27 protein-coding genes are annotated in these 26,966 nt (G+C 56.4%); 14 read left to right on the forward strand and 13 right to left on the reverse strand.

The annotated features are described in order from the left end of the window. The 5 genes from EGK14_RS13510 to EGK14_RS13530 form a co-directional block, all read left to right on the forward strand. A partial coding sequence (locus EGK14_RS13510; protein WP_199746438.1) for a VENN motif pre-toxin domain-containing protein occupies positions 1-756 on the forward strand: 756 nt, incomplete at its 5' end. Beyond that, positions 746-994: a hypothetical protein gene (locus tag EGK14_RS13515; protein ID WP_125289627.1), complete on the forward strand. Its 249-nt coding sequence runs from the start codon at positions 746-748 to the stop codon at positions 992-994. The genes EGK14_RS13510 and EGK14_RS13515, both read left to right, overlap by 11 nt. Positions 995-1,216: 222 nt before the next feature. Then, the gene (locus EGK14_RS13520) at positions 1,217-1,636 is read left to right on the forward strand and encodes a VENN motif pre-toxin domain-containing protein (RefSeq protein ID WP_158616054.1); all 420 of its coding nucleotides are present in this window, start codon (positions 1,217-1,219) and stop codon (positions 1,634-1,636) included. A gap of 398 nt (positions 1,637-2,034) precedes the next feature. Continuing rightward, entirely contained in the window at positions 2,035-2,598 is a 564-nt protein-coding gene (locus EGK14_RS13525; RefSeq protein ID WP_125289629.1) for an Ail/Lom family outer membrane beta-barrel protein, read from the forward strand. A gap of 94 nt (positions 2,599-2,692) precedes the next feature. Continuing rightward, positions 2,693-3,253: an immunity 42 family protein gene (locus EGK14_RS13530; RefSeq protein WP_125289630.1), complete on the forward strand. Its 561-nt coding sequence runs from the start codon at positions 2,693-2,695 to the stop codon at positions 3,251-3,253. 105 nt (positions 3,254-3,358) lie between these two features. On the opposite strand, the gene EGK14_RS13540 is transcribed toward EGK14_RS13530, so the two are convergent. Next, a complete protein-coding gene (locus EGK14_RS13540) occupies positions 3,359-3,706 on the reverse strand; it encodes a SymE family type I addiction module toxin (protein ID WP_125289631.1) in 348 nt (115 codons plus the stop codon). Between the two features lie 432 nt (positions 3,707-4,138). On the opposite strand from EGK14_RS13540, the gene gvpU reads away from it, so the two are divergent. Then, entirely contained in the window at positions 4,139-4,567 is a 429-nt protein-coding gene (gvpU, locus tag EGK14_RS13545; protein ID WP_125289632.1) for a gas vesicle accessory protein GvpU, read from the forward strand. Between the two features lie 127 nt (positions 4,568-4,694). Here the strand turns inward: gvpU and mfd are convergent, their stop codons facing one another. Beyond that, entirely contained in the window at positions 4,695-8,138 is a 3,444-nt protein-coding gene (gene mfd, locus EGK14_RS13550; RefSeq protein ID WP_125289633.1) for a transcription-repair coupling factor, read from the reverse strand. Between the two features lie 77 nt (positions 8,139-8,215). Then, complete coding sequence (locus EGK14_RS13555; protein ID WP_125289634.1) at positions 8,216-8,425, reverse strand: hypothetical protein; 210 nt, start codon at positions 8,423-8,425, stop codon at positions 8,216-8,218. A gap of 247 nt (positions 8,426-8,672) precedes the next feature. Between EGK14_RS13555 and lolC the strand changes: the two genes are divergently transcribed. The 5 genes from lolC to cobB are packed head-to-tail and all read left to right on the forward strand — an operon-like array spanning position 8,673 to position 13,567. After that, positions 8,673-9,872 carry a lipoprotein-releasing ABC transporter permease subunit LolC gene (lolC, locus tag EGK14_RS13560; protein WP_125289635.1) on the forward strand — a complete coding sequence of 400 codons (1,200 nt, stop codon included), beginning with the start codon at positions 8,673-8,675 and terminating at the stop codon, positions 9,870-9,872. After that, positions 9,865-10,569 carry a lipoprotein-releasing ABC transporter ATP-binding protein LolD gene (gene lolD, locus EGK14_RS13565; RefSeq protein WP_125289636.1) on the forward strand — a complete coding sequence of 235 codons (705 nt, stop codon included), beginning with the start codon at positions 9,865-9,867 and terminating at the stop codon, positions 10,567-10,569. Before lolC ends, lolD begins: the two co-directional genes overlap by 8 nt. Beyond that, complete coding sequence (lolE, locus tag EGK14_RS13570) at positions 10,569-11,813, forward strand: lipoprotein-releasing ABC transporter permease subunit LolE (RefSeq protein ID WP_125289637.1); 1,245 nt, start codon at positions 10,569-10,571, stop codon at positions 11,811-11,813. The genes lolD and lolE overlap by 1 nt, the downstream gene beginning before the upstream one ends. A gap of 1 nt (position 11,814) precedes the next feature. Further along, positions 11,815-12,726 carry an N-acetylglucosamine kinase gene (nagK, locus tag EGK14_RS13575; RefSeq protein WP_125289814.1) on the forward strand — a complete coding sequence of 304 codons (912 nt, stop codon included), beginning with the start codon at positions 11,815-11,817 and terminating at the stop codon, positions 12,724-12,726. A gap of 10 nt (positions 12,727-12,736) precedes the next feature. Continuing rightward, entirely contained in the window at positions 12,737-13,567 is an 831-nt protein-coding gene (cobB, locus tag EGK14_RS13580; RefSeq protein ID WP_125289638.1) for a Sir2 family NAD+-dependent deacetylase, read from the forward strand. A gap of 373 nt (positions 13,568-13,940) precedes the next feature. Here cobB and EGK14_RS13585 read toward each other — a convergent pair whose 3' ends face one another. Further along, the gene (locus EGK14_RS13585) at positions 13,941-14,249 is read right to left on the reverse strand and encodes an EthD family reductase (RefSeq protein WP_125289639.1); all 309 of its coding nucleotides are present in this window, start codon (positions 14,247-14,249) and stop codon (positions 13,941-13,943) included. Positions 14,250-14,458: 209 nt separating this feature from the next. Continuing rightward, positions 14,459-15,634 carry a benzoate/H(+) symporter BenE family transporter gene (locus tag EGK14_RS13590; RefSeq protein WP_125289640.1) on the reverse strand — a complete coding sequence of 392 codons (1,176 nt, stop codon included), beginning with the start codon at positions 15,632-15,634 and terminating at the stop codon, positions 14,459-14,461. A gap of 93 nt (positions 15,635-15,727) precedes the next feature. Between EGK14_RS13590 and EGK14_RS13595 the strand changes: the two genes are divergently transcribed. Then, positions 15,728-16,333, forward strand: coding sequence for a helix-turn-helix domain-containing protein (locus EGK14_RS13595; RefSeq protein ID WP_125289641.1), 606 nt, complete (start codon positions 15,728-15,730; stop codon positions 16,331-16,333). 68 nt (positions 16,334-16,401) lie between these two features. Then, positions 16,402-17,637 carry a peptidase T gene (pepT, locus tag EGK14_RS13600; protein WP_125289642.1) on the forward strand — a complete coding sequence of 412 codons (1,236 nt, stop codon included), beginning with the start codon at positions 16,402-16,404 and terminating at the stop codon, positions 17,635-17,637. A gap of 37 nt (positions 17,638-17,674) precedes the next feature. Here the strand turns inward: pepT and EGK14_RS13605 are convergent, their stop codons facing one another. From EGK14_RS13605 to rluE, 8 genes are all read right to left on the reverse strand, one after another. After that, positions 17,675-18,802 (reverse strand): cupin domain-containing protein, encoded by a 1,128-nt coding sequence (locus tag EGK14_RS13605; protein WP_125289643.1) that lies wholly within the window; start codon positions 18,800-18,802, stop codon positions 17,675-17,677. Between the two features lie 96 nt (positions 18,803-18,898). After that, positions 18,899-20,359, reverse strand: coding sequence for a two-component system sensor histidine kinase PhoQ (gene phoQ / locus EGK14_RS13610; RefSeq protein ID WP_125289644.1), 1,461 nt, complete (start codon positions 20,357-20,359; stop codon positions 18,899-18,901). Continuing rightward, positions 20,359-21,027 (reverse strand): two-component system response regulator PhoP, encoded by a 669-nt coding sequence (phoP, locus tag EGK14_RS13615; RefSeq protein WP_125289645.1) that lies wholly within the window; start codon positions 21,025-21,027, stop codon positions 20,359-20,361. Before phoP ends, phoQ begins: the two co-directional genes overlap by 1 nt. 148 nt (positions 21,028-21,175) lie before the next feature. Continuing rightward, on the reverse strand, positions 21,176-22,546 hold the full coding sequence (gene purB / locus EGK14_RS13620; RefSeq protein ID WP_125289646.1) for an adenylosuccinate lyase: 1,371 nt from the start codon (positions 22,544-22,546) through the stop codon (positions 21,176-21,178). Positions 22,547-22,564: 18 nt separating this feature from the next. Further along, a complete protein-coding gene (gene hflD / locus EGK14_RS13625; protein WP_125289647.1) occupies positions 22,565-23,206 on the reverse strand; it encodes a high frequency lysogenization protein HflD in 642 nt (213 codons plus the stop codon). Between the two features lie 50 nt (positions 23,207-23,256). After that, complete coding sequence (gene mnmA, locus EGK14_RS13630; RefSeq protein WP_125289648.1) at positions 23,257-24,354, reverse strand: tRNA 2-thiouridine(34) synthase MnmA; 1,098 nt, start codon at positions 24,352-24,354, stop codon at positions 23,257-23,259. Positions 24,355-24,412: 58 nt separating this feature from the next. After that, complete coding sequence (locus EGK14_RS13635) at positions 24,413-24,889, reverse strand: NUDIX domain-containing protein (RefSeq protein WP_125289649.1); 477 nt, start codon at positions 24,887-24,889, stop codon at positions 24,413-24,415. A 17-nt stretch (positions 24,890-24,906) separates the two neighbouring features. Next, positions 24,907-25,539, reverse strand: a complete 633-nt coding sequence (gene rluE, locus EGK14_RS13640) for a 23S rRNA pseudouridine(2457) synthase RluE (protein ID WP_125289650.1) — start codon at positions 25,537-25,539, stop codon at positions 24,907-24,909. 131 nt (positions 25,540-25,670) lie between these two features. Between rluE and icd the strand changes: the two genes are divergently transcribed. Next, on the forward strand, positions 25,671-26,921 hold the full coding sequence (gene icd, locus EGK14_RS13645) for an NADP-dependent isocitrate dehydrogenase (protein ID WP_125289651.1): 1,251 nt from the start codon (positions 25,671-25,673) through the stop codon (positions 26,919-26,921). Positions 26,922-26,966 lie beyond the last annotated feature (45 nt).

Below are 26,966 nucleotides of genomic sequence, written 5' to 3' on the forward strand. Positions count from 1 at the left end.
GCGGGCGGGCTTGCCGGGGACAGTGCGGGTAGTGCGGTGACGGGCGCGCAGGCCGGGAAGAATGCGGTTGAGAATAATGAATTGTTTAATTTGCCCTCAGGCCTGAATAATTACGGCCTTGCACAGGGTAGCTTAATGACAAATACAGATAATCAGGTCGATGAAAATGGGAAAGCACTCCCGGGCATGACATTGCAAGATAAAGCAGTTCTTTCGGCAGATATGGCTAAAGGCAACCTGCCTGCCGGTCAGAATCCGGCAACAGGATTTTTAACGGCCTGGGGGGCAGGGGTGACGACGTTTGTGGCGCCGGTGTTACTGCCAGCCACTGCGACAGCTGAGGCGGTAATGGGCGCAGGTGCGATAGGCGGCACAGCTAACGTGTTTAACCAACTAAGTAGTGGAGAGCCGTTCAGCGCCACGGATGCACTGATTGCAACCGGTGTCAGTTCTTTAACGCAGGGTAAAGGATTTTGGTTCACTGAAGCAGCGAGCGTTGCCGGTGCGTATGCGGGAGCCAGGCTGCAGGGTAAAAATACTTTAGCACCGATGATTGGAGCAGGTTTAGGGACACTGGGGGGCGCAGCGATAGGTAAAGGAGTGGAGAAGGTGCAGGCCACAATCCCTCAGTTTACAATACCTAAAATAACAGGGGCAGTCGCTGAATCTGCAGGTTCTGAATATCTCGGAAGTTCCGCACAAAATCTTGCTGAAAAAGTTCAAAGAAAACTGGAGAGAAGTAGTAATGCAAAATAATAAAATTAAAATTTTATTATTGTTAGTGGTTTTATGGGTGGTTGGCCTTTTTACTTTTCTTGTAGGTGGTCGATTGCTTATATCTTTAGTATCCTATTGCTTAGTTGATGATTTTGATTTTGATAGAAATGACTTGATTAGAGGATTGGAAATATCAATCGGATGCGGGGTTATTATTGGTGTGGGGCAGTTTCTCATGTCGAAAGAGAAATCAGCCTCACCAACAGACTACAAGTAAAATATGCTAATGCTGGCCAATCGATACAGGATGTTTTTTAACTGACGATTGATGCTTGGTTAGTTACAGGCCTGCCAGCCCTTTGTGACAAGTCGTTTAGAGAAAACGGGTTGAGAGGCAATAGTGCAGAGATTGGCCAGCGTCAGCCAGAGGGGCGGCTGTACCTTATCGGGTGAAAGTCATTCACGATATGGCACCCACGAAAGGCCTGGAAGGCAAAAGGTGGTTAAAGTGGAGACCAACCTGATAGTGCACGCGGTACCGGGTGCGGCGCTGGCGGGAGCATCAGGCGGGGCGACGGGCAAGTATATTGCGCAGCAGCTCTATCCGGACAGCGTGGTGACCGGGGCGCTGGCCAGGGAAAATGCTGTTGAGAATAATGCGCTGAGTGGAGATAACGCCCGTCAGCCAGTCAAAGAAAGTGCGGAATGGTGGAAGAAACAGGCACGCGACAAGCTGGGTAAAGGCACGACATCAGCTACAGCAAACAGCATTATTAATGCTATTGCGGATAGCGGCGATACGGCAACAGGTTCAGCGGATTATGTTGCCGATGCGGCAATGATGCTGGCTTCGTGTGCAACGGGTAACGGCTACTGCCCGCAAGCATTGAATAACCTGTCCGGGAAAACCAGACGGTAGTTGAAGATGGATGTAAAATATCAGAGTGGAGCACTGATGTAAAAAGTGTCTTTGATTTTTACAACAGCCTTAAAGAGTAAGTAAAACATGGTTGTCAGCCTTGGTTTTTTAGCCATGTTTATATCTATAGGGGCAATGAACTATTCGTACATAATAGCGAACGCACCGACAGGAAAAAAGCCCTAAGGGCGATGATGTGTGGATAGATATAAGCTGTAAACTGACGCAAGTTTCAAAGGACAACGACCGCTGCGCCAGCAGATAACCAGCGCGGGCGGCAGCCTCATCTTCACGGCGAGTGATAAAAACAATTTTTAATGACGTATCGGCAAGAAATTTAGTACAATCCCATCTCAAACAAAGGGATTTAATCAACTCAGTAAAAAAGGGAATGAGTAATGAAAGTAAAAATTACCGCATTGGCATTAGTTTGTAGTGGCCTGTTGGTCAGCACCGGCGTATTGGCTGACAGCCATACTTTGTCGGTTGGCTATGCACAGAGCAAGGTCGAAGATTTTAAAAATATTCGCGGCGTCAACGTTCAGTACCGCTATGAATGGGATTCACCCGTCAGCATTATCGGTTCCTTTAGCTATATGAAAGGCGATGACAGCTATTCTGAAAGGGTTGAGGCTTTTGACGATATTAGCGGTTATGATGGCAAAATAGATGTGAAATATTACTCGTTTATGGCTGGCCCGGCCTGGCGTATTAACGACTACGTCAGCCTCTATGCCCTTGCCGGTATGGCGCATACAAAAGTAGAAGACAAAACAACCTATCTTGCTGCGTATTCAGAAGAGGATAATGCAAGCAAAACGTCGTTTGCTTATGGTGCTGGCGTGGCTATTAATCCGACAGACTATCTTTCCGTAAATATCGGTTATGAAGGCACGCGCGTTAAATTCAATGATGACGTAGCGATAAACGGTTTTAATATCGGTCTTGGGTATCGTTTCTGATTTCTCCCTGTATGAATCCCGGCTAAACTGTCGGGGTTTATTACGTCTAATAGCTATTAAAACAGAATGATTCAATTAACAATGAGCGTAGAAAATGTTTTTTGGTGATCCTTATCGTTTTGCCATTTTTGCTGAATGTATTCCTGACTGGAATCCTCCTTCAGGCTCTTTCTACAATGGGCTTTTCTACTACAGTATTGACGGCAACTTTTTCCCGCAGGATTTAAGAACGGCAACGCTCTGTGTGGATGTTAATACACTCCTGGATCCCGCTAATGCCCTATACACGCCGCCGGTAAATGCAGAGGTGTTCGCTATGCCCGCGCCTGACGCTTTCAAATATTTATATAATCTGACCTGGCCAGAAAGCACGGCAGAGGAGGAGTACCCGGAAGGGGATCCTGTTTACCGTGCAGATACAGAAAATATTTCCGAAAGCGGCGCCTCTGTTTTTGCTGTTTCCGATGGCAAGATGGTCAGGATCCTGGCAGCCAGAACGCAGCGACTTGTGCAAAAAAAGGATAGCGACCGCTATGAATGGGTCGATGAAAAGGCACTGAACATTGCTGAAATCACCCTTGCCAGCAGTGAAATAGCGGCAATTCTGGATAAAATAAAAAATTATTATTCTTCCCTTACGCCATTACCTGAATAAGCTTGTCCTGACAAGCCAGCAAGCCAGCAAGCCAGCAAGCCAGCAAGCCAGCAAGCCAGCAAGCCAGCAAGCCAGCAAGCCAGCAAGCCAGCAAGCCAGGATGGCTTACACAAAGCCCCCGTTACTCCGCCTGAACACTGGTGCATCGTCGCTATCCTGCAACGCGCCGGGGAAATCCTTTATCCACTGCTTCACCTTTTTATGATTGATATGCGCTACGCTCAATCCCTCAACACAGCCCCACAGCTCGCGGCCGTTTTGCGCCGTGATCACAATACATTCCGGCATCACGCGCACTTTCAGCGGCATCCCTTCGGCAAAGCCTGCCTGTTCTATCCACTCGCCGCGTAAAAATATCGCTCGGTGCGCGGCGCGGCTGTAAAACTCGCAGCGAGTGGTCGGCTGCGGTACTTCAGTTACGCGCGGTTCTGACTTACAATCCGTCTTAGCCATGATTAACTCCCAAACAGTTAGTTGTGGTTAGCGGTGATAGCGGGTTCCTACCCCGTTATTACCGCGCTAAAAACACCTCTCTTCTCCTTCTTCCTGTCTTCCCTCATTGCTTAAATATACGCCTTCTCCTGTGCAAACTCGCTGAAAACGCAACGATAAAATGCGAGGCAGTTCCACAAACTGCATTAATGTTTTTCTCTGACGTACCTCGCCTGGTTAATATCTTTTTTTACCATTGCTGAAACCGAGCTCTGTGCCGGACGACAGGCTATTCAACGATAAATAACGGCAAATCGGGGCGGACAGGCAATCCTTGCCAGACGGCCAGCGGCGGAAAACCGGCGATCGGCGTCCGACTGGTCAGCGACCCGTTATCCACTAAACTCATTAAGGTAGTTGATAGATCCCTTTTATAACGGCAAGGAGAACGGCATGTCTGAACAAAGTGAAATGACTAACGTGTTCGCCAGTAAAATGCGCGACGCCGATCTGAACTTTATCGCTAATATCGCCAGTAAATTGGGCGTCGGCCTGGGCGTTACGCTGTTTGTAAAAGGCGCGCTGGTAACGGGCAACACCATTTCCGGTAAGGAATATTACGAGAAAATCGCCGAGTTTTTTGGCGACGCGCAGGAAGGCACGGTAGAGCAGGCAATAGCGAATTATTTTAAACGCACCGGCGAGGCCTACTACACGCCGGAAGATGACGATGCGTCAGTGCCGCTTAATTTTCTGCATCTGAAAGATGTCGCCTTCCGGTTAGGATCGGAAAAGTTCTCGCATCATAAAAACGGGCTGTTAAGGATTAAAATAGAAGAGATAGATGGCTTTATGTTGGGCATTTCGTCGAACGAAGAATAGCGCGGCGTGCAGAGTTTTAGCAGAGAATAATCGTGTTAGCCTGTTATGCTCAGGCTAACCGTGCACCTGTTCGGTAAAGCACGCCGTTGCCGCCTGCTGAGGGCAGGCGGCAACGGCAGCAGACGCATCAGGCGGCGTTTTCCAGCACCTGCGTCATAAAGTCGCGCACCCATTTCACCCGCAGCTTGCGCTCGGCGAGGTCGCGCACAAACTTCAGCTTCGTTGGGCCGTCAAGCCGCCAGTTCTGCGGCTCTTTTTGCAACAGGCCAATCAGCCAGGACGGGTCGGCTTTGTTTTTCTCCGCAAACTCTATAAAACCGCCTTTCTCGCTCGCTTCAACGCGCCGGATGCCAATTTTCTTCGCCAGCAGGCGCAGCGTGGCGATATCCAGCAGGTTGCGCGCCGGGTCCGGCAGCTGGCCGAAGCGGTCAATAAGCTCCACTTTCAAATCGTCCAGCTCGCCTTCCTGCTGCGCGCTGGCGATGCGCTTATAGAACGACAGGCGGGTATTTACATCCGGAATATAATCGTCCGGCAGCAGCGACGGCATCCGCAGTTCGATATCGGTCTGGCTGTTGGTCAGATCTTCCAGCGACGGCTCGCGGCCTTCCTTCAGCGCGTCCACGGCGTTTTCCAGCAGCTCCATATACAGCGAGAAGCCAATCGTCTCCATCTGGCCGCTCTGATCCTCGCCCAGCAGCTCGCCCGCGCCGCGAATTTCCAGATCGTGCGTTGCCAGCGCAAAACCGGCGCCCAGATCCTCCAGCGAGGCGATCGCCTCCAGACGCTTGTGCGCGTCGGTGGTCATCGCTTTTGGATGCGGTGTCAGCAGCCACGCATAGGCCTGATGATGCGAACGGCCCACGCGGCCGCGTAGCTGATGCAGCTGCGCCAGGCCAAAATGGTCGGCGCGCTCGATAATAATGGTATTCGCGGTCGGGATATCGATGCCGGTTTCAATAATCGTGGTGCAGACCAGCACGTTAAAACGCTGATGATGGAAATCGTTCATCACCCGTTCCAGATCGCGCTCGCGCATCTGGCCGTGACCCACGGCGACGCGCGCCTCCGGCACCAGCTCCGCAATGCGATGAGCGGCTTTTTCAATGTTCTCCACGTCGTTATAGAGGTAATAAACCTGGCCGCCGCGCAGCACTTCACGCAGGATAGCTTCGCGTACCACCAGGTTATCGAACTCGCGGACAAAGGTTTTCACCGCCAGACGACGGGCAGGCGGCGTGGCGATAATCGACAGGTCGCGCATGCCGCTCATCGCCATATTCAGCGTGCGGGGGATAGGCGTCGCGGTCAGCGTCAGAATATCAACATCGGCCCGCATCGCCTTGATGCGCTCTTTATGGCGCACGCCGAAGCGGTGCTCTTCATCCACAATCAGCAGCCCCAGATCGCGCCATTTGATTTCGCTCTGCAGCAGCTTATGGGTGCCGATCAGAATATCAATTTTGCCTTCACGCGCTTCTTCCAGGATCTGCGACTGCTCTTTCGCGCTGCGGAAACGGGAAAGCATTTCAATGCGCACCGGCCAGTTGGCGAAGCGATCGCGGAAGTTATCGTAATGCTGTTGGGCGAGCAGGGTGGTCGGCACCAGCACCGCAACCTGCTTATGGTTCTCTACCGCGAGGAAAGCGGCGCGCATCGCCACTTCGGTTTTACCAAAGCCGACGTCGCCGCACACCAGACGATCCATCGCCAGCGGCTGGCACATATCGCTGAGCACCGCGTTAATCGCCTGCGCCTGATCCGGCGTGGTTTCAAACGGGAAGCTGTCGCAAAAAAGCTGATACTGCTCGCGATCGTGCTTAAAGGCAAAGCCCGCTTTGGCCGCTCGCTGAGCATAGATATCCAGCAGCTCGGCGGCCACGTCGCGGACTTTTTCCGCTGCTTTCTGCCGCGCGCGCGACCAGGCATCGCTGCCTAGCTTGTGCAGCGGCGCATTTTCGTCCGCGCCGCCGGCGTAGCGGCTAATCAGATGCAGCGAAGAGACCGGCACGTAGAGTTTGGCGTCTCCGGCATAGGTCAGCATCAGGTATTCCGCCGTGATGCCGCCGGTTTCCAGCGTGGTCAGGCCAATATAGCGGCCGACGCCGTGCTCCAGATGCACCACCGGCTGGCCGGGATGCAGCTCGGCCAGGTTGCGGATCAGCACGTCCGGGTTGATGGAGCGGCGCGTGTCCTGACGGCGGCGGCTGACGCGCTCGCCCAGCAGATCGCTTTCGCAAATCAGCGCGCGGTTGCGCAGGCTGTCGATAAAGCCGTGCTCGCTGGCGCCGACGATCAGGTAAGCGCCGGGCTGCTCCGCCTCATGCAGCGCATGAACGGTCTTCGGCACCAGCTTAATGCGGGCCAGCAGCTCCTGAAGCGCCTCGCGGCGGCCTTCGCTCTCTACCGAAAAAATCACCGGGCCGCTGAACGATTCCAGAAAACGACGCAGCGCATCCAGCGGCGCTTTTGCCTGCGCCTGGACGGCCAGGTCGGGCAGCGGCTGATAGCCCAGGTTAGCGTTGACGGCTTTTTCCGGCAGCGCCTCGTTTTTCAGCTGCACGCGCGGCCAGTTTTTCAGCTCGCTGAACAGTTCGTTGGTGCGCAGCCACAGTTTTTCCGGCGGCAGCAGCGGACGCATCGGATCGACGCGACGGTTTTCAAACCGCGCCATCACTTCCTGCCAGAAGCGTTCCGCCGCGCCTTCCAGATCGCCGGTGTTAATCAGCAGCGTATTGGCCGGAAGATAGCTGAACAGCGCGGGCAGCGACTGCTCAAAAAAGAGCGGCTGCCAGTATTCGATACCGGACGGCAGCGTGCCTTTGCTGACCTGCTGATAAATATGCTCGGCCTCGCGCCGGACGTCAAAGTGCTCGCGCCACTGGGTGCGGAACAGCTCAATGGCCGCTTTGTCCGTGGGAAACTCGTGCGCGGGCAAAAGATTGATCGCCTCGACCTCTTCCAGCGTGCGCTGGCTGTCGACGTCGAACAGGCGCAGGCTGTCGATTTCATCATCGAAAAAGTCGATGCGGTAAGGCTGCTCGCTGCCCATCGGATAGAGATCCAGCAGCGCGCCGCGCGTGGCGTATTCGCCGTGCTCCATCACCTGATCGACGTGACGATAGCCGGCCTGCTCCAGCTGGGAACGCAGCGTATCCCGCGACAGGCGCTGGCCCTTGCGCATCACCAGCGCATGGCCATGCAGAAAACTGTGCGGACAGACGCGCTGCATCAGCGTGTTAACCGGCAGGATCAGCACGCCTTTTTCCAGCGAGGGCAGATTATAAAGCGTGGAGAGACGGGAAGAGATGATTTCCTGATGCGGCGAAAAGCTGTCGAAAGGCAGCGTTTCCCAGTCGGCCAGCGTTAATACCGGCTCATCGGTAAACTGGCGGATTTCATCCTGCAGCCGCAGCGAGGTTTGCATATCCGGTGCGATAAGCATCACGGGGCCGCCGTGTCGCGCCAGGATTTCAGCACATTCTACCGCGCAGGCGGCACCGGTTAATTGTCCCAGCTGGCGCTGGTCACCTGCTTTTGCTGGCAGGGTATATCGGGCTTGTTCAGGCATAGTCAGTTAGTCGGTCTCTTCACATAAAGGGAGAGCAGAAAACGACGCGTTTCCTGTTCGGCTAACCGAGTATACCTCTATTTCGGCGATTGTTGGGTGTAGTGCATTCTGGGTCGGTCAATGTTTGCCCAAATGAGTTCTTTTTCACCGTGATAGCTGTGATTGCCATCGTCCCACTTCACGTAATAGCCCGCGGGCGCATCGCCCTGTTCAAATACGTTGACAACCAGTCCTTTAATTTCGCCCGTTTTATGCCGGACAATACTGCCTTTTTCATACTTTGACATTATCACCACTCCCGCCTTTACTCTACGCTGCTCCCTTTAAGGGATAATTAAGTCTATGCCCTTTTTTGCGTAATAATTGAGTAATTAACGGTCGTTTTTAGTGTGATATTTCGCCAAAAAAAGGGCGTGTCGTAAGAGATAACAAAACTTAGCAAAAGAGTCAGCGGCTTAGAGGTTCCATAACGCCGGGCTAACCTTTATCATCTTCGATCACTTTTTGCCTTATTACCGCCAGAAGACGGATTACATGTATCAACCTGTCGCGTTATTTATCGGCCTGCGTTATATGCGCGGGCGAGCATCAGACCGCTTCGGGCGGTTTGTATCCTGGCTTTCCGCCATCGGCATCACGCTGGGGGTGCTGGCGCTGGTCACCGTGCTGTCGGTGATGAACGGCTTTGAACACGAGCTGGAAAAAAGCACCTTAAACCTGATGCCCCAGGCGCTGATTAGCAGCGAGAAAGGCTCGATCGACCCGCAGCAGGTGCCGGCGGATTCGCTACAGCTGAAAGGGGTCAGTCGCGTCACGCCGCTGACCACCGGCGACGTGGTGCTGCAAAGCGCCCGCAGCGTCGGCGTCGGCGTTATGCTGGGCATCAACCCTGACGAGCCGGATCCGCTGACGCCCTATCTCGCCAACGTGAAGCAGAGCGATCTACAGCCCAATCAGTACCGCATTATCGTTGGCGAACAGCTGGCAGAGCAGCTTGGCCTGAAGCGCGGTGACCAGCTGCGGCTGATGGTGCCGTCTGCCAGCCAGTTTACACCGATGGGGCGGCTGCCCAGCCAGCGCCTGTTTACCGTTATCGGCACGTTCGCTGCCAACAGCGAGGTGGACGGCTATCAGATCCTGGTCAACCAGCAGGACGCCTCGCGCCTGATGCGCTATCCGGCTGGCCATATCACCGGCTGGCGGCTGTGGCTGGATAAACCTCTACAGGTGGATACGCTCAGCGAGCAGAAGCTGCCGGACGGCCTGGTCTGGAAAGACTGGCGCGAGCGGAAGGGCGAGCTGTTCCAGGCGGTGAAGATGGAGAAAAACATGATGGGGCTGCTGCTCAGCCTGATTGTCGCCGTCGCCGCGTTTAATATCATCACCTCGCTGGGCCTGCTGATTATGGAAAAGCAGGGCGAAGTGGCGATCCTGCAAACTCAGGGGCTGACCCGCCGGCAAATTGTGCTGGTATTTATGGTGCAGGGCGCAACCGCCGGCATCGTTGGCTCGCTGGTCGGCGCGCTGCTGGGCGTGCTGCTTGCCAGCCAGCTGAATAATCTGATGCCGCTGATCGGCATCTTCCTGGATGGTGCGGCGCTGCCCGTTGAAATTTCCGCCGTTCAGGTAGCCACCATTGTTCTTATCGCGATGGCCGTGGCGTTGCTTTCCACGCTCTATCCATCCTGGCGCGCCGCCGCCGTTCAACCCGCTGAGGCTTTACGTTATGAGTAACCCGATTCTGTTGCAGTGCGACAACCTGTGCAAACGCTACCAGGAAGGCAGCGTCCAGACGGACGTCCTGCGCAATGTTTCTTTCAGCGTAGCGCCTGGCGAAATGATGGCGATTGTCGGCAGCTCCGGCTCCGGCAAAAGCACCCTGATGCACCTGCTGGGCGGGCTGGATACGCCCACCTCCGGCGACGTGGTGTTTAACGGCAAATCGCTGAACGGCATGTCTTCGTCGGCAAAGGCGGAGCTGCGCAACCGCGAGCTGGGCTTTATCTATCAGTTTCATCATCTGCTGCCCGATTTCAGCGCGCTGGAAAACGTCGCCATGCCGCTGCTGATTGGCAAGGCCAGCAAGGCGCAGGCCGAGGCGAAAGCCATTGATATGCTGCGTGCGGTTGGTCTGGAGAAGCGGGCGGCACACCGGCCTTCCGAGCTTTCCGGCGGAGAACGTCAGCGCGTGGCGATTGCCCGCGCGCTGGTAAACAATCCGCGCCTGGTGCTGGCGGATGAGCCGACCGGGAACCTGGACGCGCGCAACGCCGACGCCATTTTCGATCTGCTGGGCGAACTGAACGTGCGTCAGGGCACCGCTTTTCTGGTGGTGACGCACGATCTGCATCTGGCAAAGCGGCTTAACCGCCAGATGGAGATGCGTGACGGCGTGCTCAGCGAAGAACTGACGCTGGCGGGCATGGCGTAATGGCAAGTTCTCTTTCTCTGCTCCTGGGCCTGCGCTTCAGCCGTGGGCGCCGTCGCGGCGGCATGGTATCGCTGATTTCAGCGATCTCTACGGTTGGCATCGCGCTGGGCGTGGCGGTGCTGATTATCGGCCTCAGCGCCATGAACGGCTTCGAACGCGAGCTGAATAACCGCATCCTGGCCGTGGTGCCGCACGGTGAAATCGAACCGGTCAACCAGCCCTTTACCGGCTGGCAGTCGCTGCTGCCGAAGGTGGAGCAGGTTCCGGGCATCGCGGCGGCTGCACCCTATATCAATTTCACCGGCCTGATTGAGAGCGGCGCAAAGCTGCAGGCGATTCAGGTAAAAGGCGTCGATCCGCAGCAGGAAACTAAACTGAGCGCGCTGCCTGCTTACGTGCAGAACAATGCCTGGCAAAGCTTCGGCGCGGGCAGGCAGCAGATTATCTTAGGTCAGGGCGTCGCCAATACTCTGAAGGTAAAGCAGGGCGACTGGCTGACCATTATGATCCCCAACAGCGATCCTGAACATAAGCTGCTCCAGCCGAAACGCGTGCGCCTCCAGGTCAGCGGCATTCTGGCGCTGAGCGGGATGTTGGATCACAGCCTGGCGCTGGTGCCGTTGCAGGATGCGCAAAATTATCTGGCGATGCGTGACAGTGTCACAGGTATCGCGCTGAAGATGACCAATCCGTTTGCCGCGCAGAAGCTGGTGCGGGACGCGGGCGAAGTAACGCACGCCTATGTCTATATCCGCAGCTGGATTGGCACCTACGGCTATATGTACCGCGACATTCAGATGATCCGCGCCATTATGTATCTGGCAATGGTGCTGGTGATCGGCGTGGCCTGTTTTAACATTGTCTCCACGCTGGTCATGGCGGTGAAGGACAAGAGCGGCGATATCGCGGTGCTGCGCACGCTGGGCGCCAGGGACGGACTGATCCGCGCTATTTTTGTCTGGTATGGGCTGATGGCTGGCCTGCTGGGCAGCGTCAGCGGCGTGGTGGTCGGCGTGCTGGCGGCCTTTAACCTGACGCCGATTATCCACGGTATCGAAACCTTAACCGGCTATCATTTCCTGTCCGGCGATATCTATTTTATCGACTTTCTGCCGTCGGAAGTGCACTGGCAGGATGTGGGTATCGTGCTGCTTACCTCGCTGCTGCTGAGCCTGATCGCCAGCTGGTATCCGGCCAGACGCGCCAGCCGCATCGATCCGGCGCGCGTGCTGAGTGGGCAGTAGCATGTATTACGGCTTTGACGTCGGCGGCAGCAAAATCGCGCTTGGCGTCTATAACGAGCAGCGCCAGCTTATCTGGAGCCAGCGCGCCGTCACGCCCACGCATGATTACGCGCAGCTGCTCGACAGGCTGGCGGCGATGACGAACGAAGCCGATAAGTTCTGCGGCACGCGGGGCAGCGTCGGTATGGGCATCCCCGGGCTGCCCGTGCCGGATGACGGCACGGTCTTTACCGCCAACGTGCCGGCGGCGCAGGGGCAGCGCCTGCAGGCGGATCTGAGCCAGCGGCTGGGGCGGGAAGTGCGTATCGATAATGACGCCAACTGTTTTGCGCTGTCGGAAGCCTGGGACGACGAGTTCAAAGCCTATCCGGTGGTGCTGGGGCTGATCCTGGGCACCGGCGTGGGCGGCGGGCTGATAGTGGAAGGCAAACCGCTGACCGGACGCAACTTCGTCGCGGGCGAGTTCGGTCATATGCGGCTGCCGCTGGATGCGCTGGAAGTGCTGGGCCGAGACGTGGCGCAGCCTCTCTGCGGCTGCGGCAAGCGCGGCTGTATTGAGCCGTGGCTTTCCGGGCCGGGCTTTGCCCGCCTGTGGCGTCTACATAATCAGTCAGATCTCAGTGCGCCTGAAATCGCCAGCCGTTATTATCAACGGGACGAGCAGGCCATAGCCCATACTGCCCGCTATCAGGCGCTGTTGGCCGTTTGCCTGGCAAACTGGCTGACGCTGGTGGATCCGCATCTGGTGGTGGTGGGCGGCGGGCTGTCTGGTTTTAACGCGCTTTACGACGGGCTGGAGCAGCAGGTGGCAAAGCATCTGTTGCCGCGAGCAAAGCCGCCGCGTTTTGCCAAAGCCCGCCATGGCGATGCAGGCGGCACGCGCGGCGCCGCTTTTTTGCACATTAAGGATTAGAGGATTTAACATGCGTACACCCCGTCGCCGGCTGAGACTGGCTCGCTACAAGAAAACCCGACGCAAGGTGCAGCAGCGTTTGCGTCAGCGAATTTTCGAACGCGACCGCAATCTGGAGATCGCCATGCATCCTTTACCGCGAGTTGTTGTCCTGACCGGCGCAGGTATCTCTGCCGAGTCGGGGATCCGTACTTTCCGGGCTGCCGACGGCCTGTGGGAGGAGCACAAGGTGGAAGACGTGGCGACGCCGGAAGGCTTCGCGCGCGATCCGCAAAAAGTTCAGGCGTTTTATAACGCCCGCCGTCGTCAGCTGACCAGCGGCAATATTCAGCCCAATGCGGCGCATACGGCGTTGGCCGAGCTGGAAGCCGCGCTGGGTGACCACTTCCTGCTGGTGACGCAAAATATTGATAACCTGCACGAACGCGCGGGCAGCCGTAACGTTATCCATATGCACGGCGAGCTGCTGAAGGTGCGCTGCGTCTCCAGCGGTCAGGTGCTGCACTGGCAGGAAGACGTTAAGGAAGACGATCGCTGTCACTGCTGTCAGTTCCCGTCGGTGCTTCGCCCGCACGTGGTGTGGTTTGGCGAAATGCCGCTCCAGATGGATGAGATCTATCAGGCGCTGGCGCAGGCGGACTATTTTATCGCTATCGGCACTTCCGGCCACGTCTATCCGGCGGCGGGCTTTGTGCATGAGGCGAAACTGCAGGGCGCCCATACCGTGGAGCTGAACCTGGAGCCAAGCCAGGTCGGCAGCGAGTTTGAAGAGAAACAGTACGGACTGGCAAGCGAGGTGGTGCCGGAGTTTGTGCAACGGCTGCTGGCGAAGATCAAGTAAGCCTGCCGTTCTTAACATTGTTAGCGTCAACCAGCATGGGCGGGGACAGCTTATCAAAGAAATGACTGCCTGTTTACACATCCTCATGACGTGCATGTATGACTATCGCGTGACGCAGCTGTACCAGCTTAAATCTGAGGTCAAAGCCCGCCGCGTGCGGGCTTTTTATTACGGCAATGGGCCCGGGGAAGCCAGTAATTGCTGCGGATTTCAGGGGGATTATTTTAGCGTTTTCTCTGCGGCAGGCCATTGAAAGGCCGTAATAAACATTCATAACAAATGCTACGGCTTGCGGCATGGCGCCCTGTACTGATTGCCGGGCCCCGGCAGGAATAAGGCTCAGGCGGGATTTTTCCCGCCTTTTTCGCTCGTGTTACGCCACGACTTCAGAAATCCACTTCACTGACGTGATATTGGTAAAGTTTGCCACATCATCCACAATCTCATCGATATGACCTGCCATGCCTTTTTGCAGATCGTCGACAGAGCGGCACACCAGATGGCAGGCGGCAACATAGGGTGCTGGCGTACCTTCAGGTGTGCCAATGATTTTGTCGATGGAGAAGGACACCAGATAGTCGCCCATCCTTGCTTTGATCAGCGGCAGATGCACATCGCGATAGTAGTCGTGATCGAATTCACCGTTTTCAACGTTCGGATATAACACGCTATATTTTATCAAATTTCACCTCTTTGGTTGCACCGACGCGCAGCACGCCGGGTAATCCTCAGTATAGCGGGGAGGCCAGCGAGGTGATTAGCGCTCTGAGGCACGGCTGTGTCTGTGCTTTCCTTTGGCAACGTGGCTGATACAGCAGGCCGCGCGCCTGGTTTCTGGCGCAACGGTAGTCAGGCCAGCCGGTAAAATAGCGCTCAAAATGGCCACTTGTCTTAGCGGCGCGGCAAACAAAAAACCAGATGCGCCGCTATCCCACCTACCAACCCCCAGAACGCCGCGCCAATCCCCATCAGCGTCACACCAGACGCCGTGATCAGAAAGGTAATCACCGCCGCGTCACGTTGTTTATCCTCCGCCAGCGCGCGCTGCAGGCTGCCCGCTATCGTTCCCAGCAGCGCCAGTCCGGCGAGGATATGAATAAGCGCAGGCGGCAATGCGCTGAACAGCTGACCGATCGCGCCGCCAAACAGGCCCGCCAGCAGATAGAAGAGGCCCGCGCAGATCGCGCCCCAGTAGCGACGCTGCGGATCGGTATGTACGTCCGGCCCCATACAGATTGCCGCCGTAATGGCCGCGATACAGACGGAAAAACCACCGAAAGGCGAAAGCAGCAGCGAAGCCAGCCCGGTCCAGCTTATCAGCGGCGAAACGGGCACCGGATAGCCTGCGGCCTGCAGCGTGGCGATGCCGGGCGCATTTTGGGAAGCCATCGTCACCACAAAAAAGGGAACGCCGATGCCGAGCAGCGTTGGCCAGCTAAAATGCGGCGCGATAAATGCCGGCACGGCAAAGATCAGCGGCTGCTGCGAAAGGTGGATCTCTCCCTTTATCACCGCGACGGCCAGCCCCACCAGCAGCGTCAGCACAATGGCATAGCGCGGCAGAAAGCGGCGCGCTAACAGGTAAGCCAGGAACATGCTGGCCGTCAGCGTAAAATCAGGTCGCAGCGAGGCGAAAGCATCAAGGCCAAAGCGCAATAAAATGCCCGCCAGCATGGCGGCGGAAATCGCCTGCGGAATATGGTTCATCAGGCGCGCAAACAGGCCGGTCACGCCGCAGAGAAAAATCAGCCCGGAAGCAAAGATAAATACGCCGATGGTTTCCGGCATGGGAGTGCCGGGCAGGCTGGTGACCAGCAGCGCTGCGCCCGGCGTGGACCAGGCCGTCAGCACGGGCGCGCGATAATAGATCGACAGCCCAATTGAGGTCACGCCCATTGCCAAGCCCAACATGCTTAGCCAGCCGCCAGCCTGCGTTGCCGTTGCGCCGGCGGCTCCGGCGGCCTGGAAAATAATGGCGGCAGAGCTGGTGTAGCCCACCAGCACCGCGACAAACCCCGCCACCACGGCGGGAAAAGTCAGGTGACGTAAAGAAAAGGCAGGACGCATGATCCCCTCCCGATTGACCGTTATAACGCACAAGCTAGCACTGTGCGCTATAACGTACAAGTGTTATGCTGAGTAAAAAACGGGGGAGTTTTGATGTCACAAACACTACCGGAACCTGGTCGTATTCTGAGAGCGCTGCGCCTGGCGCGCGGCTGGAGCCTGACGGAAGCCGCCGCGCAGACAGGCGTCAGCAAAGCCATGCTTGGCCAGGTTGAACGCGGCGAATCCAGCCCAACCGTGGCTACGCTATGGAAGATAGCAACCGGTTTTAACGTACCTTTTTCGCATTTTATTGCCGATCCCGCACCTGAGAGCGCCTTTCTTCGCAGCGTAGAGACCGATCGCTGGCGACAGCAGCGTACGACCATGCAGGCCAGCCCGCTGTTTCCCTTCGATCGCCAGCTGGGTTTTGACATGCTGGTGGTTGAGATGGCCGCAGGCGCACTCAGCGAGTCTTCTTCCCATGAACGCGGCGTAATTGAACACGTTGTCGTTATTGAAGGCGAACTCCGGCTGGCGACCGGCGCGCAATGGCATACGCTTAAGGCAGGCGAAGGGCTGCGTTTTCAAGCCGATGCGCCGCACAGCTACCGCAACGATGGCTCAGAGCCGGTGCGTTTTTACAGCCTGATCCACTATCCGTCCGCCTTTAGCCTTCAGGGCGGCGGCGGGGCGAAGCCGCAGTATCCGAGCAGGTAACTGACCTGACGCAATAAACGTCGGGCAAAATAACAGATAATAACCGTCCGCACTCAGAGGGAAGGCAGATGACAAATTTACTCGAACGCTTCTTGCACTATGTTTCATTCGACACGCAGTCTAAAGCACATGTTCGGCAGGTTCCCAGTACGGAAGGGCAATGGCGGCTGGCTCGTGAGTTAAAACAGGAGCTGGAAGCGCTGGGGCTGAGCGACGTCACGCTTAGCGGGCACGCCATCGTCATGGCGACCCTGCCTGCGAACGTTGCCTGGCCTGTACCAACTATCGGGTTTATCGCCCATATGGACACATCGCCGGACTTTACCGGTAAAAATGTTAATCCGCAGATCGTTGAGAACTATCGCGGCGGCGACATCGCGCTGGGCAGCGGTGATGAGGTGCTGTCGCCGGTGATGTTCCCCGTGATGCACCGCCTGACGGGCCACACGCTGATCACCACCGATGGTAAAACGCTGCTGGGCGCGGATGATAAAGCGGGCGTGGCGGAGATCATGACGGCCATCGCCCGGCTGAAAAGCGAGAACGTGCCGCATGGCGATATCCGCATCGCTTTTACCCCGGACGAAGAAATAGGCAAAGGCACCAGCTGTTTCGACGTGGCGGCTTTTGGTGCCGAATGGGCCTATACCATCGACGGTAGCGATCTGGGCGAGTTTGAATATGAAAACTTCAATGCCGCTTCCGCTACCGTAAAGATTGTCGGCAACAACGTGCATCCCGGCAGCGCTAAAGGCGTAATGGTCAACGCGCTGGATCTGGCGATGCGTTTTCACGCCGCCATGCCGGAAAAAGAGGTGCCGGAGCAGACTGAAGGCTATGAGGGCTTCTACCATCTGCACGGTATCAAAGGCAGCGTGGATAAAGCGGAGCTGCACTACATTATCCGCGATTTTGACCGCGACAGCTTTGAAGCCAGAAAACAGGTGATGAAAGATATCGCCGCCACGCTGAGCGAGGGCAAACAGCCGGGCGTCAGCATTGAGGTGCAGACGGAAGACAGCTATTACAACATGCGCGAAAAGGTCGAAGTGCATGCGCATATTATTGAGTTGGCGCTGCAGGCGATGCGGGAAAGTGGCGTGGAGCCGGTGACGAAGCCGATACGCGGCGGGACTGACGGCGCGGCGCTGTCATTCAAGGGGCTGCCTTGCCCGAATATTTTTACCGGCGGCTATAACTATCATGGCAAGCACGAGTTCGCCTCGCTGGATATTATGGAAAAAACGGTGACGGTGATTATGCGCATCGCGGCGCTGACGGCGGAAAAAGCGAGAAAATCCTGAGCAGATAAAAACGGCCCTGAAATCAGGGCCGTTACGGTTATTCTTCTTCGCTAAAATACCAGTAGCCGCTGTTAACCAATGCCGCCAGCTGCGCCAGGAAAGACGGATCGTCCAGCGCCTCGCCCAAATCCGCTGCATTCACTGAATGCTGATTCGCTAACACCCGCAATGCGTCCGGCCGCTGCGATTCAAGCCGTTCGCCGTTAACAAACACAGCCTCGCCAATAGACAGCACGCGCAGGCCGCCCAGACGTTGCAGGCTGTCGCCCTGTTGCAGCGCGTCGTAAATCTCATCCGGCTGGTAAGGGGGTTCCGGCGGCGCCACATCCAGCTCGTGACGGGACTGAGAGATGAACTCGCCAAACCACTGGTTAAAGTGTTCCGGCTGGTTAATCACCTCCAGCATCATGTCGCGGATGCCGTCCAGCTCCTGTGGCAGAATTTCTGCGGTGTTTTCACGCGGCGGCACGTCCGGATCGGTAAAGCGACGGCTGCCCAGCTCGCGCGACAGCACATAGTCCGCAAAGCCGCTGATCAGCTCGCGGCCGCTTGGCGCGCGGAAGCCAACGGAATAGTTAATCGCGCTTTCCAGCGAGTAGCCTTCGTGTGGGAATCCTGGCGGAATATAAAGGATATCGCCCGGTTCCATTTCCTCATCAATAATCGCGTCGAACGGCTCGACCTGTAGCAGGTCCGGATGCGGACAGTGCTGTTTCATGGCGACTTTTTCACCCACGCGCCAGCGGCGGCGGCCGGTCCCCTGAATGATAAAGACATCGTACTGATCCAGATGCGGACCAACGCCGCCGCCGGGCACAGAGAAGGAGATCATCAGATCGTCGGTGCGCCAGTCCGGCAGGAAGCGAAAAGGGCGCATCAGCGCGGCCGAAGGCTCGTGCCAGTGGTCGACCGCCTGCACCAGCAGCGACCAGTTGTTTTCGCCAAGGTGGTCAAAGCTTTCAAACGGCCCGTGCGCGACCTGCCACTTGTCGTTGTCATGACTGACCAGGCGGCTGTCGACCTCGTTTTCCATCGCAAGACCGGCCAGCTCGTCCGGCGAAATAGGATCGACAAAATTTTTAAAGCCGCGCTTGAGCACGACGGGACGCTTTTGCCAATAGCGCTGGATAAAATCGGGCCAGTTGAGATCGAGCTGATAATCCATAATGGGTCTTCCTGAAACGCTGAATTTCATCGATTATAACAGTCGGAAAGGATGGCAGGGAAAAGCATTTGCGGCCGCCGCCGTAAATAGCCGCCTTCAGGGTTTTTCGCCGACCACTTCCTGACGGCGGAAGATGACTTCCATTCGGGCGCCGCCCAGTTCGCTGGTGGTGGCGATGATATCGCCGGCATACTGCTCCACGATATCGCGCGCCACGGCCAGACCAATGCCCTGGCCGGGACGCAACGTGTCGGCGCGCTGACCGCGAATAAAAATCATATCGCGTTTGCTTTCCGGAATGCCCGGCCCGTCGTCTTCCACGATCAAATGCAGCTCATCGTCGGTCTGGCGCCCGCGGATTTCCACAAATTCCAGGCAGTACTTGCAGGCATTATCCAGCACGTTACCCAGCACTTCCATAAAGTCATTTTGCTCGCCGACAAAGGTAATTTCCGGCGAGATATCCAGCGTCAGCTCCACGCCTTTCAGCTGATAAACCTTGTTCAGTGCCGAACAGAGGCTGTCCAGCAGCGCCGGCACGGAATGCAGCTCGCGCTTCAGCACGTTGTGATCGGCCTGCATGCTGGCACGGTGCAGATAGTAGCCGATCTGCTGCGAGATACGGCTGATCTGCTCCAGCATAATAGGTTCGGCCTGCTCGACGGAAAGGTTGCGGCCGCCGCGCAGCGAACGCAGCGTGGTTTGCAGCACCGCCAGCGGTGTTTTCAGGCTGTGGGTCAGATCGCTGAGCGTGGTGCGATAGCGGGTGTAGCGCTGACGCTCGTTATCCAGCAGAAAATTCAGGTTGCGCACCAGGCTTTGCAGCTCCTGCGGCGTTTCGTCGGCCAGGGTTTCGCGCGTGCCGTGCTCCAGCTCGCGCAGCTGTGCGGCCAGCAGGCCTATCGGCCGCAGGCTCCAGTGCGCGGCCAGCCACAGCAAAGGAATGACCAGCAGCAGGTTAACCAGCAGCACATAGCTGAACCACGACCATACCACGTCGGAATGCTGCAGCTCCTGAGGAATAGAATCCACCACGACCACGGTCAACGCCGGAAGGGTCGGCGTCGCCGCATAGCGGTTTACCGCTACCGAGTGGGTAAAAGTGTCGTTGTTATCGTCGTCATAGGCGGTCAGCTTATTTTGCGCTTCCTTATTATCGCCCAGCGCCTGGCGACTGATGTTGTTATCGGCATCAATTTCATAGAAATCAGCGCGCTTAAGCCATTCTCGCTTGATGCGAGAACGGATCTCCGGCACGTCGCGCAGCTGCCACAGCAGCTTGCCGTCCTCGTTATAGATAAAAACCAGGGTAGGGAAGTTAAGCGATACCCGCTCGGGCTGGGCAATGGTTAACTGGTTATTCTGCCACTGCGCCAGCGTAAAAAAGAGATTGCTCTCCGCGCGCATTACCCGGTAGGTGTTTTTATCAAAACTGACCACGTAGCCGACAACGGCCACCATGCCATAAGAGAGCGACAGGATCAGAACGACCGCCGCCGTAGCTAACAGAAAGCGGGCGCGCAGTGAAAAAGGCGTATCAGGACGAAGTAACGTCATTAAAGATCGAACCGATAACCCTGCCCGCGGACGGTGGTGATCACATCCTGCGGCCAGACGGCCTGAATTTTTTTACGCAGGCGCCCCATCAATACGTCGATGGTGTGGCTCTCACGCAGTTCAGCGTCGGGATAAAGCTGGAGCATTAGCGAATCTTTGCTGACGACCTTACCGGCATTGCGGATCAGCGTTTCGATAATGGTGTATTCAAAAGCGGTCAGCTTAATTTGTTGCTCGTTGACGCTCAGCTCGCGCCGCGACAGATCGACCTGAAAAGGCGCCAGCGAGATGATTTGTGAAGCCAGGCCGCTGTTGCGCCGCATCAGCGCCTGCATACGGGCCACCACTTCTTCAATATGAAAAGGCTTGGTCACGTAGTCGTCGGCACCGGCTTCCAGCGCTTCTACCTTAGCCTGCCAGCCTTCGCGAGCCGTCAGCACCAGGATCGGCTGTTTGACTTCCAGACCGCGCCAGCGGCGGATCATCGTCATGCCGTCTTCATCCGGCAGGCCTAAATCGACCAGGGTAATATCGGGGGTATGTTCGGTAAGAAAATAGTCAGCTTCTTTGGCATCTTCCGCCGCATCTACCTGATGGCCCATTTCGCGCAGCTGCACGGCCAGATGATGACGCAGTAAGGGATTATCTTCCACAATCAATACGCGCATAACATTATCCTTTCAGTAGATTCGGTCAAAGACCGGGGCCGATTACGATCTGAGGAAAGTATAGGTTAAAGCAGATAAACAATAGATTAACACAGGCCGACTTGCGTCGGCCTTCTGATGTAGCGCGAACCAGACGGCGCGCGGAAAATTACGGCAGCTCGTCGACCATCTGCACCGCGCGGCCCAGATAGTTGGCGGGCGTCATAAGCTTCAGGCGGGTTTTCTCTTCTTCCGGCAGCGCCAGACCATCGATAAAGGCTTTCATGCCTGCGGCATCCACGCGCTTGCCGCGAGTCAGCTCTTTCAGTTTTTCGTAAGGCTTTTCAATACCGTAACGGCGCATCACGGTCTGGATTGGTTCCGCCAGCACTTCCCAGTTGTGATCCAGCTCGTCCAGAAGGCGATCGCGGTTCACTTCCAGTTTGGACACGCCTTTCAGCGTCGCCTGATAGGCGATCAGCGCATAGCCCATGCCGACGCCCAGATTACGCAACACCGTGGAGTCGGTCAGATCGCGCTGCCAGCGGGAAACCGGCAGCTTGCTTGCCAGGTGCTGCATCACGGCGTTAGCCAGACCCAGGTTGCCCTCGGAGTTTTCAAAGTCGATCGGGTTGACCTTGTGCGGCATGGTGGAGGAACCAATTTCGCCCGCAATGGTTTTCTGTTTGAAATGATTCAGCGCGATATAGCCCCACACGTCGCGATCGAAGTCGATCAGAATGGTATTGAAGCGCGCGATGCAGTCAAACATTTCGGCAATGTAGTCGTGCGGCTCGATCTGGGTGGTGTAGGGGTTCCAGGTAATGCCCAGCGAGGTGACGAAGCTTTCGCTCATCTGGTGCCAGTCCACTTCCGGGTAGGCGGCGATGTGGGCGTTGTAGTTGCCGACCGCGCCGTTGAGTTTACCCAGCACCTCGATGCGCTCCAGCTGACGCAGCTGGCGCTCAAAGCGGTAGGCGACGTTCGCCATCTCCTTGCCGAGCGTGGAAGGCGTGGCGGGCTGGCCGTGCGTACGGGAAAGCAGCGGAATATCGCGATACTGTACCGCCAGGTCTTTAACCGCCGCGATAATTTTGTTCCAGTAGGGCACGATGACTTCACGACGCGCAGTGTTAAGCATCAGCGCATGCGAGAGGTTGTTGATATCTTCAGAAGTACAGGCGAAGTGAATAAATTCAGATACGGCGTGCAGCGCGGCAACCGGCTCTACTTTCTCTTTCAGGAAATACTCAACCGCTTTGACATCATGGTTGGTGGTACGCTCGATGGTTTTAATACGCGCGGCGTCTTCTTCGTTGAAATTAGCGACAATGGCATCAAGGTAAGCGTTTGCGTCAGCGTCAAATGCAGGAACTTCCTTGATCTCTGCGCAGGCGGCCAGTTTCTGTAACCAGCGTACTTCAACCTCAACGCGGAATTTCAGCAGGCCAAATTCGCTGAAAATAGCGCGCAGCGGGCTGACTTTGTCGCCATAACGGCCATCAATAGGGGAGACGGCAGTCAGAGAGGATAATTCCATCAGTGTAACTCCTGAAGATTAAAGAGGTTGGGGACAACGGGATAAAATTTGTTTCGCCTCTTTCACAAGGCGATTGCGTGAAAACATCAGCTGCAGGCGGCCGCCGCCTACCTGATGCCAGAGTACGGCGGAGCGAATACCGGCCAGCAGCGCGGCGCGGACTTTGCTCTGAATTTGCGAGTTTTGCAGCACGGCGGGCGAGCCGGTGACCTGGATACGCGGGCCAAGCGGGCTAATCACATCCACATAGATGGCGGCCATAGCGCTCAGCAGCGTATCGGATTCCAGGTCGTAATGCGCCAGCTGGCGATCCAGCTGCGCAATGCGTTTTGAGAGTTCGTCCAGCGCGGTTTTACTGGCGCTCAGCTTGCGCTCCAGCACCATCATGCTCAGGGTGTAGCGCGTCAGCTCCGCGCCCGCGCCGTGACGGCTGCTGCTGTTCAGCACGGCAATCAGCGTCTCCAGCCCGAAGCGCAGGTTCTCTTCTTTGCCACCGTAAACGGCGAGCGTCGAGGAGGGGTTGAGATCGACCACGCTCGACAGCGACACCTTTAGCGACTCGGGCGGGCAGTGTCCCTGATGCGCCAGCTGCTGCACCAGGTGCGCGCCCTGGCAGATGCCCGCGAGGGCCAGCGTAATGTCGTAATAATTTTTCGCCACGGTAACTCCTGTATGCGCCGCCGGACAGAGGCCCGCCCGGCATAACCTTTTTAAAGCGGCAGACGCTCTTCGATAATGCCGCCGCCCAGACAGATTTCACCCTGATAGAACACGGCGGACTGGCCCGGCGTGACCGCCGCGACCGGCTCGTCAAAACGCACTTCCAGCCGATCGGCACCCAGCGGCGTTACCGTACAGGGAATATCGCTCTGGCGATAGCGGGTTTTCACCGTGCAGCGCATTGGCGCGGCGATAATTTCGCGGTCGACCAGATGCAGCTGCTGGGCGATCAGTCCGACCGACATCAGGCGCGGATGGTCGTGACCCTGCGCAACCACCAGCAGATTGTTCGCCACGTCTTTATCCACCACGTACCACGGCTCTTCGCTGCCTTCTTTGGTGCCGCCGATCCCCAGTCCTTTGCGCTGGCCCAGCGTGTGATACATCAGCCCCTGATGCTCGCCCACCACGTCGCCTTCCGTACTGACGATAGCGCCGGGCTGAGCGGGCAGATAGCGCCCCAGGAAATCGCGGAACTTGCGTTCGCCGATAAAGCAGATGCCGGTAGAGTCTTTCTTCTTCGCCGTCACCAGTTCCAGATCTTCGGCAATGCGGCGCACTTCTGGCTTGGTCAGTTCACCAACCGGAAAGAGGCTCTGCGCAATTTGCTCATGGCCCAGCGTATAGAGGAAGTAGCTTTGATCTTTGTTGTCGTCCAGACCGCGCAAAAGCTGGCTTTTGCCGTCAACGTCGCGGCGACGCACGTAGTGACCGGTAGCGATAAAATCCGCGCCCAGATCTTCGGCCGCGAACTCCAGGAAGGCTTTGAATTTGATCTCTTTGTTGCAGAGAATATCCGGGTTAGGCGTGCGGCCAGCCTTATACTCTTCGAGGAAATGCTCGAACACGTTGTCCCAGTATTCCGCCGCAAAGTTCACCGTATGCAGGTGGATGCCCAGCTTGTCGCAGACCGCCTGCGCATCCGCCAGGTCTTCCGCTGCGGTACAGTATTCCTCACCGTCGTCCTCTTCCCAGTTTTTCATAAACAGGCCTTCAACCTGATAGCCCTGCTGTTGCAGTAACCAGGCGGAAACGGAGGAGTCCACGCCGCCGGACATACCGACGATCACTTTTTTACCTAATGACATGAGAAATACCCGACTTTGAGTTGCAGTTAAAGGCTGCACTTTAAAATTGCGGCATATTCTACCACGCGTCGGCGGCGGGCGCATCCTCGCTAAAGGGCCACTGGAACGCGCTCAGCACCTCAAGCGGATAGCGTACGCCCTGCTGATAAATCCGCAAACTTTCGGCAACCAGCGGCGAACGGAGCTTTTTCGCACCGATAATCGCCTCCGGCGGCAACCATAATGCGCGATCGATATCGCGATCCTGAGGGCTGGTCGGCAGCATTTTCGGTAAATCCAGCGCGAACAAAAAACGCAGAAACGGCGTATTGTCGGGCGCGATCCATTGATGAAGCCGCAGAAAAACCTGAGGAACGGCCTCCAGGCCCGTCTCCTCGTACAGCTCGCGCGCGGCGGCCTGCAGCAGGGTCTCGTTGGCTTCCAGGTGGCCTGCGGGCTGGTTCCAGGTGGCGCGGCCGCGCACCATTTCCTCAACCACCAAAAACTGGCCTTCCGCCTGAACGACGGTGGCTACGGTAACGTGCGGTTTAAACATGCTGACTCCTTGCAGGCTTAGAGGGGAAAGTCGCCGGTGACGTCGCGCCATTCGCCGGGCGATAAGTTTTGCAGCTCCGTATTGCCCATAGCAAAGCGGATCAGACGCAGGGTAGGGAAGCCGATATGGGCGGTCATGCGCCGCACCTGACGGTTCCGACCCTCGAATAAAGTGATTTTCAGCCAGCTGGTGGGAATAGCCTTGCGCTCGCGTACCGACGGGTTGCGCGGCCAAATCCACTCCGGCTCCTCGACGATTTCTACGCCAGCGGGCAGCGTAGGGCCATCTTTCAGATTAACGCCATCGCGCAGCGGCTGAATATCACGCTCGCCCGGTGCGCCTTCCACCTGAACATAATAGATTTTTCCGGTGCGTTTGCCCGGCTGCGTCAGCTTAGCCTGCAGCGCGCCGTCGTTGGTCAGCACCATCAGGCCTTCGCTGTCGCGGTCCAGACGGCCGGCAGCATAAACGCCGCTAACGGGAATAAAATCTTTTAACGTGCTGCGGCCTGCCTCGTCGCTGAACTGCGGCAGGACGTCAAAGGGTTTGTTAAAAACGATAACACGCCTTGGCCCCTTGTCGGCGGCTTTGGCGCTGCGGGCCGGGCTGAATCGTTTAAGGCGGTGATTATTAACGGAAGATTTACGCATAGTCTTTGCACTTGTTCACAATGGGCGCATTATAACGCAAAGCGGTGAAGATTGGCGCGGCGTGAATATTCGAGTAGTATTGACGCGCATCTTACAAATCATTAACAAAAAAGCGCTCGAAGGAGAGGTTAATGGAAAGCAAAGTAGTTGTTCCGGCGGAAGGTCAGAAAATCACCCTGGATCAGGGCAAGCTGAACGTCCCAAACAATCCAATCATCCCTTTTATTGAAGGTGACGGTATTGGGGTCGACGTTTCTCCCGTGATGATCAAGGTGGTCGATGCCGCCGTGCAGAAAGCTTATAACGGTGAGCGTAAAATTTCCTGGATGGAAATTTATACCGGTGAGAAATCAGTAGAGCTGTACGGCCAGGATGTCTGGCTACCGCAGGAAACCCTCGATTTAATCAAAGAGTACCGTGTGGCGATCAAAGGCCCACTGACCACGCCAGTTGGCGGCGGTATTCGTTCTCTGAACGTGGCTCTGCGCCAGCAGCTGGATCTTTATATCTGTCTGCGTCCGGTTCGTTACTACACCGGTACGCCAAGCCCGGTTAAACGTCCTGAAGAGACCGATATGGTGATCTTCCGTGAAAACTCCGAAGATATCTATGCCGGTATCGAGTGGAAAGCCGGTACGCCGGAAGCGGATAAGGTGATCAAATTCCTGCGCGACGAAATGGGCGTGAAGAAAATTCGCTTCCCTGAGCAGTGCGGTATCGGCGTGAAGCCATGCTCGGAAGAAGGCACCAAGCGCCTGGTGCGCGCGGCGATTGACTACGCCATCACCAACGATCGTGACTCTGTGACCCTGGTGCACAAAGGTAACATCATGAAGTTCACCGAAGGCGCATTCAAAGACTGGGGTTACCAGCTGGCGAAAGACGAGTTCGGCGGCGAGCTGATTGATGGCGGCCCGTGGATGAAGATCAAAAACCCGAACACCGGCAAAGAGATCGTTGTCAAAGACGTGATCGCCGATGCGTTCCTGCAGCAGATCCTGCTGCGTCCGGCAGAATATGACGTTATCGCCTGTATGAACCTGAACGGCGATTACATCTCTGACGCCCTGGCGGCTCAGGTTGGCGGTATCGGTATCGCACCTGGCGCAAATATCGGCGACGAATGCGCGCTGTTTGAAGCCACCCACGGTACGGCGCCTAAATATGCAGGTCAGGATAAAGTGAACCCGGGTTCCGTTATCCTGTCCGCAGAAATGATGCTGCGTCACATGGGCTGGTTCGAAGCCGCAGACCTGATTGTTAAAGGTATGGAAGGTGCTATCGCAGCCAAGACCGTTACCTATGACTTCGAACGTCTGATGGATGGCGCTAAGCTGCTGAAATCTTCAGAGTTTGGCGATGCTATGATTAGCCACATGTAAGCTGAGTTTTGCAACATACAGCCAACATAAGATGTAAGTTTTATG

Origin of the sequence: Erwinia sp. 198, from assembly GCF_003937915.1 — a bacterium.
Lineage (GTDB): Bacteria > Pseudomonadota > Gammaproteobacteria > Enterobacterales > Enterobacteriaceae > Erwinia > Erwinia aeris.